This window comes from Leucobacter coleopterorum, from assembly GCF_011382985.1.
GTDB classification, from domain to species: domain Bacteria; phylum Actinomycetota; class Actinomycetes; order Actinomycetales; family Microbacteriaceae; genus Leucobacter; species Leucobacter coleopterorum.
On the sequence record NZ_CP049933.1, the window covers coordinates 2,821,060 to 2,830,862 of the forward strand.

At 59.7% G+C, this 9,803-nt stretch carries 7 protein-coding genes and 2 pseudogenes; 7 read left to right on the forward strand and 2 right to left on the reverse strand.

The features are described from left to right. Positions 1-8 precede the first annotated feature (8 nt). The 3 genes from G7066_RS13235 to G7066_RS13245 are packed head-to-tail and all read left to right on the forward strand — an operon-like array spanning position 9 to position 2,052. Positions 9-896: a glycosyltransferase family 2 protein gene (locus tag G7066_RS13235; RefSeq protein ID WP_166331535.1), complete on the forward strand. Its 888-nt coding sequence runs from the start codon at positions 9-11 to the stop codon at positions 894-896. A 21-nt stretch (positions 897-917) separates the two neighbouring features. Then, positions 918-1,673 carry a glycosyltransferase family 2 protein gene (locus G7066_RS13240; protein WP_166331536.1) on the forward strand — a complete coding sequence of 252 codons (756 nt, stop codon included), beginning with the start codon at positions 918-920 and terminating at the stop codon, positions 1,671-1,673. Continuing rightward, positions 1,618-2,052: a DUF2304 domain-containing protein gene (locus G7066_RS13245; protein ID WP_166331537.1), complete on the forward strand. Its 435-nt coding sequence runs from the start codon at positions 1,618-1,620 to the stop codon at positions 2,050-2,052. Before G7066_RS13240 ends, G7066_RS13245 begins: the two co-directional genes overlap by 56 nt. A gap of 28 nt (positions 2,053-2,080) precedes the next feature. Here the strand turns inward: G7066_RS13245 and G7066_RS13250 are convergent. Both G7066_RS13250 and rfbB read right to left on the reverse strand, forming a co-directional pair. Continuing rightward, a pseudogene (locus G7066_RS13250) lies at positions 2,081-3,441 on the reverse strand (sugar nucleotide-binding protein); the annotation flags it as partial. Between the two features lie 2 nt (positions 3,442-3,443). Then, positions 3,444-4,444 (reverse strand): annotated as a pseudogene (gene rfbB / locus G7066_RS13255) (dTDP-glucose 4,6-dehydratase). Between the two features lie 190 nt (positions 4,445-4,634). Here rfbB and rfbA point away from each other — a divergent pair. The 4 genes from rfbA to G7066_RS13275 all read left to right on the forward strand — a co-directional run bounded on the left by rfbA (position 4,635) and on the right by G7066_RS13275 (position 9,801). Beyond that, on the forward strand, positions 4,635-5,510 hold the full coding sequence (rfbA, locus tag G7066_RS13260) for a glucose-1-phosphate thymidylyltransferase RfbA (RefSeq protein ID WP_166331538.1): 876 nt from the start codon (positions 4,635-4,637) through the stop codon (positions 5,508-5,510). A gap of 100 nt (positions 5,511-5,610) precedes the next feature. Further along, positions 5,611-7,716, forward strand: coding sequence for an acyltransferase family protein (locus G7066_RS13265; RefSeq protein ID WP_166331539.1), 2,106 nt, complete (start codon positions 5,611-5,613; stop codon positions 7,714-7,716). 77 nt (positions 7,717-7,793) lie between these two features. After that, positions 7,794-8,660, forward strand: coding sequence for an ABC transporter permease (locus G7066_RS13270; protein ID WP_166331540.1), 867 nt, complete (start codon positions 7,794-7,796; stop codon positions 8,658-8,660). 52 nt (positions 8,661-8,712) lie between these two features. Continuing rightward, positions 8,713-9,801 (forward strand): ABC transporter ATP-binding protein, encoded by a 1,089-nt coding sequence (locus G7066_RS13275; RefSeq protein ID WP_244303009.1) that lies wholly within the window; start codon positions 8,713-8,715, stop codon positions 9,799-9,801. The last annotated feature ends 2 nt before the right edge of the window (positions 9,802-9,803 follow it).

Here is a 9,803-nt window from a genome sequence, read left to right on the forward strand (position 1 = left end):
ACTTCGGCGTGACCATCGACATTCTCATGCCCTACTATGGCGACCCCGACCAGCTCAAAGAAGCTGTGCTCAGTGTGCTCGCCCAACGTGATCCAGACTGGCGAATGGTAGTGCTCGACGATTGCTACCCCAAATGGGATGCTGAGCCGTGGGTCACCTCGCTCGAGGATCCCCGCATCGTGTTCGAGCGCAACCCGCAGAACCTGGGGGTGAGCGGCTCCTTCAACCGCTCGGTTGACCTGGCAACTGCAGACTACGTGACCATCATGGGCTGCGATGATCGCATGCTGCCGGACTACATTGGCACTGTGCGCGCCGCGATCGAGCGCTTCGACAATCCCGAGTTTGTGCAGCCTGGTGTACGCATTATTGATGAAAACGGCGCGGCCTCTTACCCGCTCGTTGACCGAGTAAAAACCTGGGTGCGGCCGAGCGTTTCCGCCGGAGGAGCACTATTCTCTGGCGAATACGTGATGATGACCCTGCTTCGTGGCGACTGGTCGTATTTTCCGGCGATCTGCTGGCGGCGTGATGTGCTCGAGAAGCACCGCTTTTCGAAGGATTTTGAGATCACACTCGACCTGGTCATCAAGAGCGATATTCTTCTTGAAGACGGGAGGCTTGCTCTGCTGCCCGAGGTGGTGTTCGAGTATCGCCGCCACGCGGCCAGCGCTTCCTCCTACACCGCCAAAGACGGAACACGCTTCGACGAAGAGCAGGCCTTCTACCGCTCCGCTGTGCCTCGGCTGCGCAGCAAAGGCTGGCCGCGCGCCGCGCGCTCCGCGCAGAACCGGATCACTTCCCGCCTCAACGCAGTCACAAAACTGCCTTCCGCTCTGCTCAGCAGAGATAGCGCTGCGATCGGCACGCTGTCGCGTTACATCTTTACGCGCTGAGCTGTGGATAGAATGACCGGCATGGCTTTCCCTCTTGAACGCGTGCTCATTGTGATGCCCGCCTTCAACGAGCAAGAGGTGATTGCGAGTGTTGTGCGCGAGGTTCGAGAGACGCTTCCTGGTGCAACGGTACTCGTAGTGAACGACGGATCAGCCGACGCGACGACAGAGCGCGCTCGCGAAGCCGGGGCAAGGGTTCTTGAGCTTCCGTTCAACCTCGGTGTGGGCGGGGCCATGCGTCTGGGGTTCCGTTACGCGGAAGCGAATGGCTTTCCGGTTGCCGTGCAGCTTGACTCAGACGGCCAGCACAACCCTGCAGACGTGCCCGCCCTGGTAGCGCTACTCGACGCCTCGGAGGGATCCAACGGCGTTGACGGCGCTGACGTTGTTGTTGGGGCCAGATTTACCGAGGGTGACAACTATGAGGTTCGCGGACCAAGGAAATGGGCAATGCGCTTCCTCTCCGGTGTCTTGAGCCGAGCGTTGCACGTCAAGCTCAGTGACACGACTTCCGGGTTCAAAGCCCACGGACCACGCGCAATCAGCATTTTCGCTCGGGAATACCCGGCAGAGTACCTCGGCGACACGATTGAGGCGCTTGTTATCGGTCACCGCGCGGGCCTGCGTTTCGCTCAGCTCGGGGTTACCATGCGGGAGCGTGCTGGCGGCACTCCCTCACACAATCCACTGAAATCGGCCATCTACCTCGGTCGCGCGTTTTTTGCCCTGGCTATCGCTTTTCTGCGCCCGCGGCCAAAGACAGGAGTGGAATCATGACCCCGCAAGTTACATTCTCGGGATCGCTTCCGCCCTGCTGGTGCTTGTTGTTGTGATCGAGCTGCTGCGCCGAGGCCGCCTGCGCGAGCGTCACACACTCTGGTGGCTGATCGCCGGAGGCATCGGGCTTGTTGTGGCTGTCTTCCCGAATCTGCTTGAGGGCACGGCGAAGGCACTCGGCATTGAGGTGCCGGTCAACCTCGTGTTCTTCCTCGGCATCCTCGTTTTATTCCTGGTGCTCATGCAGCAGTCGGGAGAACTCACCCGCTTTGAGGAGCGCACAAGAACACTCGCCGAGCACACTGCTGCCCTAGAGGATCGCGTGCGTGAGCTGGAGCTTGGCGCTTCGCGTCCAGAAAACTCGGACGACCCCCGCTAACTTGCCGCCAGGTACGCATGCAGGGCGTCGCAGGCGTCGCGGGGGTGAAACCCGTTGACTCGATTTTGGTGAGCGACAGCGTGCTGTTCAGGGGCGCGGGGCCGCCTGCTTGCCCTCGAAGTACACTTCGGTGCTTACACCCGTGATGCGGTCAGGATCCTGACCGACCCCCACAAACACCAGACGGGCGATATCGGCCCACGACATCGGATCGCCCTCGTTTGTCAAGTTGTACAGGCCAAAGGCAGGCCGGGTGTCGAGCAAATGCCGGATTCCCGCCGCAACGTCTTCCGTGAAGCTGAGGCGGCCGACCTGATCGTCGACCACACTCGGATCGATACCCCGTTGGGCAAGCGACGCCATCGTGCGCACGAAGTTGTTACCCTCACCGATCACCCAACTGGTACGCACGATGTAGTGTCGCGGCGCAGTAGCCACCAACGCGTCGCCCGCGGCCTTCGTCTGCCCGTAGACCCCGAGTGGTGAAACCGGGTCGGCCTCACCAAACTCAGACTGTGAACCATCAAAAACGTAATCGCTCGAAACGTGCACGAGGGTCAGGCCATGATCAGTGGCGATGCGCGCTAGCTCGGCGACCCCCGTTACGTTCGCGGCCCAGCACTCGGCGCGACCCGTGGCTGTTTCGGCCTCGTCGACCTTTGTGTAGGCGGCAGCGTTGATAACGGTGTCATAGTCGGCCCAGCGAACGCTCGCCAGAGATGCAGCATTGCTCAAGTCAATGCGCGCGCGATCAGCGAAGTCCGCCTCGGGCAGCGCAGTGCGCAGCGCGAGCCCAAGCTGCCCACCGGCTCCCAGCACCAGCGTGCGCTTTGGCTTCATCGGGGTGACATCGGCCAGCACAGGGTGGTTCAGATCTTTCTCGGAACGCTCGGCCTGATCCAGCGGAATCGGCCACTCGATCGCCGCAGTGGGATCCGCAAGGTTTAAGAAGCAGTATTCGCCCTGCGCCTCAGCGCTCCAGTGCGCGTTGACCAGGTAGACGTAGGCCGTGTCGTCGGCGAGGGTCTGATACGAGTTACCAACCCCGCGCGGCACGAAGATTGCGGTTGACGCGTCGAGTTCAGTGGTGAACACCTGACCGAACGTCGGACCCTCGCGCAGATCGACCCAGGCACCAAAGATGCGCCCGGTCGCCACCGAAACGTACTTGTCCCAGGGCTCAGCGTGGATCCCGCGTGTCGCCCCGGCCTTGTCGTTAAACGAGATGTTGTTCTGCACCGGCCCAAAGTCAGGCAGGCCCAGCGCCAACATCTTCTCGCGCTGCCAGTTCTCCTTGAACCAGCCGCGGTTATCGCCGTGTACCGGCAGGTCGAGCAGCAGCAGGCCCGGGATCGTGGTCTCGCGGATCGCGAGCTGCTTCGTTGCCATATTTACTGCCCCTGTTCACGGTACTTGGCCTCGGTGGCAGCCTTCTGAGGTCGCCACCACGCTTCATTCGCTCTGTACCAGTCGATGGTCGCGACGATCCCGCGCTCGAAATCTGGGAACGATGGCTGCCAGCCGAGTTCCGTGCGCAGTTTGGTTGAATCGATCGCGTAGCGCAGGTCGTGGCCCGGGCGGTCGACGACGTGGTCGAAGGCGTTGGCGGGCTGGCCCATGGCCTGCAGGATCAACCGCAACACCTCAAGGTTGTTCTTCTCGCCGTCGGCACCGATCAAGTAGGTCTCGCCTATGCGCCCGGCCTCGACGATGCGCAGCACCGCGGAGGAGTGGTCGTCGGCGTGAATCCAGTCGCGCACGTTGAGACCCTCGCCGTAGAGCTTGGGGCGCTGGCCGTCGATCACGTTGGTGATTTGCCGCGGGATGAACTTCTCGACGTGCTGGCGCGGGCCGTAGTTGTTCGAGCAGTTCGAGATGGTGGCCTGCAGGCTGAAAGAGCGCACCCAGGCCTGGACGAGCAGGTCGGAGCCTGCTTTCGTTGACGAGTAGGGGCTCGACGGGTGGTAAGGGGTTTGCTCAGTGAAGCGCTGTGGATCGTCGAGTTCGAGGTCGCCGTAGACCTCGTCAGTCGAGATGTGATGGTAGCGCTTCTCGTGGCGACGAACGGCCTCGAGGAGCGTGTAGGTGCCGACGATATTGGTGTCGAGGAAGGGGCGGGGTTCTGCAGCGAATTATCGTTGTGTGACTCGGCCGCGTAGTGCACCACCACGTCGGTCGCCGCGACCAGCTCGTTGACCAGCTCGGCGTCGCAGATGTCGCCGCGAACCACACGCACGCGATCCGCTGGCAGGCCAGCGAGCGAGGCCTCATTGCCGGCGTAGGTGAACTTGTCGAGCACCGTCACCACGTCATTGGTATTAGCGACGAGGTAGTGTACGAAGTTGGAGCCGATGAAGCCAGCGCCTCCGGTCACAAGAATCTTGCGGGTCACGGGTTTCCTCCGGGTTTTTGGAATGCCAGTGCGGTACGAGCGCCCCCAAGTGTATCTGGCTCAGCCGTTAGCGATCTGCCTCGAAACGGAAGCAAACTGAAGTCCTCTGTTCCCTATGATGTCTACACCAGCGGGGAACAGGCATCGTGGAATAAGCTGTTGGGCAACACAACGAAAGGCAGTGGTACGCGTGAAGGGCATTGTTCTCGCCGGCGGATCAGGCACCCGGCTTTGGCCGATCACCAAGGGCATATCTAAACAGCTGATGCCAATCTTCGATAAGCCGATGATTTATTACCCGCTTTCGACGCTTATGATGGCTGGGATCCGCGAGATACTCATCATCACAACCCCCGAACATAACGAACAGTTCCGCGCACTGTTAGGCGACGGCTCGCAGCTAGGCATGCGGCTTGAATATGCCGTGCAGCCAAAGCCAGAGGGGCTCGCTCAGGCCTTCACTATTGGCGAAGAGTTCATTGGCGACGACAGTGTCGCACTTGTGCTCGGCGACAACATCTTCCACGGCACGGGGCTCGGATCCAACTTGCGCAAACACACCGATGTTGAAGGTGCTGTCGTGTTTGCTTACCATGTTGCGAACCCTAAGGCTTACGGTGTGGTTGAGTTCGACGCTGAGATGCGCGCACTATCGATCGAAGAAAAGCCAGAGAACCCAAAGAGCAACTTCGCCGTTCCCGGCCTGTACTTCTACGACAACGACGTGGTGAAAATCGCCAGCTCCATCAAACCGAGCGCCAGAGGCGAGCTCGAGATTTCGACGGTCAACGAGGAGTACCTGAACGCGGGCAAGCTGCACGTACAAACCCTCGACCGCGGCACCGCCTGGCTCGATACGGGCACGGTCGAATCAATGATGCAGGCCTCAGAATATGTACGCGTCATTGAGGATCGCCAAGGCTTCAAGATCGGGTGTCTCGAAGAAATCGCGTGGCGAAACGGCTGGGTGAGCGACGCAGATCTTGCTGAGCTCGCCGCGCCTCTGCGCAAGAGCGGCTATGGCGCGTATCTCGATGGAATTCTGCTCGAGGGCAGTCGGGCATAAGCTTTCTCGTCTGGGTTCACGGTTACACTATTAAGGTCATAGAGCAGGATCGCCACTGCCACTGGCTGAAGTCGTCTGTGCGTCAATTAAGGAAACAGTTTTGAAGCTTCTGGACCGCCCCGCGACTCAGACCCATCCGACAGCCCCTAAACGCCTGCGTTTGGATATTCAGGGCTTGCGTGCCCTCGCGGTCGTGTTGGTCGTGGTGTTCCATCTCTTCCCCACCCATGTCCCTGGCGGCTACATCGGTGTCGATATCTTCTTCGTAATTAGTGGCTTCCTCATCACCGGACACCTCCTCCGCGAGGTCGAAACCCGCGGCCGGATACGCGTCACCGAGTTCTGGGCGAAACGTGTCAGACGCCTCCTCCCCGCATCTCTCCTCGTACTCGTCGCATCAATCATCCTCACGATGACCGTGATGCCCGCGAACACCCGCATCCAAAACTATGGCGATATCGGCTACGCCGCCAGCTACATCCTAAACTGGCGCCTCGCCGCGAACTCCGTCGATTACCTCAACTCCGAGTTCCCACCCACCCTGGTCCAGCACTACTGGTCACTCTCGATCGAGGAACAGTTCTACCTCGTCTGGCCCCTCCTGATCGCGCTCGTGATCGGGATCGCCGCGCTCGCCAAGAAACCCCAACGCCGCTTCATTCTTTCCGCCCTCATTCTCGTTGGCGTACTGTCGCTCGGGTTTTCGGTGTTCGAAACGATGCGGTCGCAACCCTCCGCGTATTTCGTGACGACCACACGGGCGTGGGAATTCGCGTTGGGTGGACTCGTCGCAATGATCCCAGCGGCCAGGATCCTCCCGGCTCTTCGTGGGCTCCTCAGCCTCATCGCGTTGGCTGTGATCACAGCGTGCGCGTTCCTGTTTGGAGCCACGACCCCGTTCCCAGGCGCGATCGCGCTGATCCCGGTGACCGCGACCGCGATTCTGATCTGGTGCGGTGACAGTGACGACGGGAGTTGGCAGTTCGCGCCGCAGCGTCTCACGCATAACCGTGTTGTTCAGTTTTTGGGCGACACGTCGTACTCGGTCTATCTGTGGCACTGGCCGTTGATCCTTGCGGTCACGGCCGTGTTTCCAGCGGCTGGGTGGGGGTGGCGGCGCGCGCTGCTCGTGGTGCCGGTCACGGTCGGGTTGGCGTGGGTGACGTTGAAGGTTGTGGAAGACCCAATCCGGAAAGCTCCCGGGATGCTTAAGCGGCGCAGCGTGACGTTTGGGCTGATGGTAGTCGCGGTTGCCGCGATTATCGGGGTGTGTGCAGGGTCGAGTGTCGCGATCCAACACGACGTAAAAAAACGACAAACCGAGATCGAATCACTCCTCAACAACGAGAACATGCAGGGCGAACAGACCACGGGTTTGTGTGTGGGGGCGTGGGCGATCCTCAACAAGTGCCCAGACCCGTACCGGTATGACGAGGCCCTGATTGATCCAACCTTCGCACAAGAAGACACACCGCGTCGCTGGTTTACGGAGGGTGTTGGCAAAGAAAATTGCACACAACAGAGGGTCGGTAACTTTGCGGAGCGCTCCTGCCACTTCCCCGGGGACGGCAAGAACGTTCTACTCATCGGAGATTCCCATGCCGATCAGTTCATGGCCCCGCTGCAGACCATCGCAACCCAAGAGGGATGGAACTTTAGGCTGGAAAGTCGTACCGCCTGCGAGCTGTTTGTCACTCCGGCTGCCGACGATGACGAAGACGAGATTCGCTGCACCGAATGGAGCAAGCAGCTCCTCGATTCCATTGAGGCCGACCCAGACATCGACGTGGTGCTGGTTATAGCGCGTGCCGACCGCGTTCCCGCGGAGCGCACGGATGCTCAACCCGCACTTGCAAGGCTGCGCGATGCCGGCAAACAGGTCATTGTCGCCCGGGACACCCCCACAGTAGGAGTGCTCGGACCCGACGGCAAGGTCTTCAAAGGGCCAGAGTGCCTCACCGCGCAGGGAGTGGTTGATGATGCGTGCTCGTGGCCCGACACAAAGGACCTCGACTGGTTGACAACCGCTGCATTGGAGCTCGAATTGGATGTGCTCGACCTGCACCAGGTCGTCTGCCCCGATGGCACCTGCCACATGGTTACTGGTGATCTTATCGTCTATTCAGATGCTAACCACCTCACCGGCATGTTCGCAAAGTCGTTCACCGGGTGGCTGGAGCGCGAGCTCGTGCCACTCATCAATTAGGCGAACACTCACGCAGCGAAGCGCACCCCGTACGCCCTGTAAACCCCACCCAGATATTGGAAGTAGGATTGCCCGTTGTGAGTTATCAAGCAGCGCTTACTGACCCTGAGTATCGCACTCCAGGCAAGAATCTTGGTTTGTGGGATGCGCTCCGGCACCGCTATCTGCTGACGCTCCTGCTCAAGAAGGGCATCACGACCCGGTACTATGGTTCCGCGCTCGGCTGGATTTGGTCGTACGTGCGGCCGGCGGCACAGTTCTTGATGTACTTCGTTGTGATCGGCGTCATCTTTGGCATGACCCGCGGGATGGAGTACTTTCCGATCTACCTCTTCTCAGGCATTATCGTCGTCAATCTCTTCAGTGAGTCGCTGCGAAACACCACCTCGGCGATCACCGACAATGCTTCGCTCGTCAAAAAAATCTACCTTCCCCGCGAACTCTTCCCGCTCTCCGCGATCGGGGGCAGCTTTGTACACTTTCTGCCCCAGCTCGCAGTCTTGTTCGTTATTGTGCTCTTTCTCGGCTGGACAGTTACCTGGATGCAGGTTGTCGCGCTGATTCTCGCCCTCGTTACTGTGCTCACGTTTTGCCTCGGTCTCGGCCTATTCTTCGGTGCCATCAACGTTGCCTACCGTGATTCGCGCAACGTGGTCGATCTGATCCTCATGTTTGCGACTTGGGCCTCTCCGGTGCTCTACACCTGGGAAAAGGTCTACGATCATGCCCCCAACTGGTTGTTTCAGATTTACATGTCGAATCCGGTTACAGCGGCGGTAGAACTGATTCACAGTGTGTTCTGGCTTCCACTCGAACCGAACAGTCCGCGCCCCGAACACGTCATGCTCAACGCGCTTATCGCGCTAGTTATTGCACTTATTACGTTGCTGATTGGTCAGTTGACGTTCCGCAAGATGGAGGGGAACTTTGCCCAGCACCTCTAGCCCCAACAGTGGGAATACTTCGAGCGAAAAGCCCGCCATCGTCGTTCACGACGTGAGCAAGAGCTTCAAGATCAAGCACGCAAACTCGTTCAAAGAGGCGTTTGTGTCAAAATTGCGCGGAGAAGAAACCACCACACAGTTCCAGGCAGTCAATCACGTCAGTTTTGAGGTGCCGGCGGGACAGTCCGTCGCAGTCATGGGCCGCAACGGGTCTGGTAAGTCAACAACCCTGAAGATGATTTCTGGCGTGCTGCGCCCAGACACGGGATGGATCCGGATCCGCGGACGTGTCGCGGGTCTACTCGAGGTGGGTGCGGGCTTCAACCCGAACCTGACCGGGCGCGAGAACGTCTATCTGAATGCCGCGATCCTTGGCATGTCAAAAGAAGAGACCGACGCTCGTTTCGAAGACATTCACGAATTCTCTGAACTCGGTGAGTTTATTGACACCGAGGTCAAGCAGTACTCGTCGGGTATGTACTCAAGGCTCGGCTTCTCGGTGGCGGCGCACACGGAGCAAGACGTTTTGCTCGTCGACGAGGTGCTGTCGGTCGGCGATGCCGCCTTCCGTAAAAAGTGCACCGCGCGCATGCTCGAGATGCGGTCCCACGGCAAAACGATGTTTATCGTCAGCCACAGCACGTCTCAGGTTCGGCAGCTCTGCGATCGTGGAATTGTGCTACAGCAAGGCAAGTTAGTGTTCGACGGTCCTATCGAAGAAGCCATCGAGATGCACGAGAGTAGCGTCAGTGATTCGGATCGCCGTCTACAGCGCGGTTCAAAACGTCCCTTTGTCGCAGCGGAATCGCACGAGCGCTTCATGCGTAATCACCCTGACGCCTACGGAGCTCCTTTGGGGGCTCCCGCGGTAGTTGAAGAGAACGGCGGCGGTCTGATACAGGAGTGTGTCACCGGTCTCGTCGTCACCTCGAATGAGCTCCGTGTGAGCCAGGGCCTTCGCAACGGCGCCTTCCAGCGGGCATACGCCGCCGCCGGAGGCCCCGCGGGCGAGTGGGGTTTTCTGGTTGGCAAGATCCAGGTGATGGACCAAGAGGGCCTTCGGGCACTGCGGTTTCAGAACGGAACCGCTTACTTCAGACCTGAAACGGAAGAGATCGACTTCGTTAACGAAACAGCGTGACA